Genomic DNA, 872 nt, shown 5'->3' with positions numbered 1-872 from the left:
AAACCAGAACCTCAATCTCAAACAAGCTGCGTGTCCTTCACCTTTCGGCTTCTCACTTCTCGAAAACAACTCTATCTCTCTAAAACACCTTCGGTGTTGTCAGGTTAAGCCTCACGGTTCATTAGTATTGGTTAGCTCAACGTATCGCTACGCTTACACACCCAACCTATCAACGTCTTAGTCTTAAACGTTCCTTTAGGACCCTTAAAGAGTCAGGGAAGACTCATCTCAAGGCAAGTTTCCCGCTTAGATGCTTTCAGCGGTTATCTCTTCCGCACTTAGCTACCGGGCAATGCCATTGGCATGACAACCCGAACACCAGTGGTGCGTCCACTCCGGTCCTCTCGTACTAGGAGCAGCCCCTTTCAATCTTCCAACGCCCACGGCAGATAGGGACCGAACTGTCTCACGACGTTCTAAACCCAGCTCGCGTACCACTTTAAACGGCGAACAGCCGTACCCTTGGGACCTACTTCAGCCCCAGGATGTGATGAGCCGACATCGAGGTGCCAAACACCGCCGTCGATATGAACTCTTGGGCGGTATCAGCCTGTTATCCCCGGAGTACCTTTTATCCGTTGAGCGATGGCCCTTCCATTCAGAACCACCGGATCACTAAGACCTACTTTCGTACCTGCTCGAGCCGTCACTCTCGCAGTCAAGCTGGCTTATGCCTTTGCACTAACCGCATGATGTCCGACCATGCTTAGCCAACCTTCGTGCTCCTCCGTTACTCTTTGGGAGGAGACCGCCCCAGTCAAACTACCCACCAGACACTGTCCGCACCCCAGATAATGGGGCAACGTTAGAACATCAAACATTAAAGGGTGGTATTTCAAGGTTGGCTCCACGCAGACTGGCGTCCACGCTTC

At 51.9% G+C, this 872-nt stretch carries 1 rRNA gene; it reads right to left on the bottom strand.

Going from position 1 to position 872, the window contains the following annotated elements:
- Nucleotides 1-100 precede the first annotated feature (100 nt).
- Nucleotides 101-872, bottom strand: a 23S ribosomal RNA gene (locus SJ312_RS23260); the annotation flags it as partial.

Origin of the sequence: Providencia sp. CIM-Carb-044 (assembly GCF_033901115.1) — a bacterium.
GTDB classification, from domain to species: Bacteria; Pseudomonadota; Gammaproteobacteria; order Enterobacterales; family Enterobacteriaceae; genus Providencia; species Providencia hangzhouensis.
The sequence above is the reverse complement of the archived record's forward strand: the minus strand, read 5'-3'. Positions and strand labels throughout refer to the sequence as shown.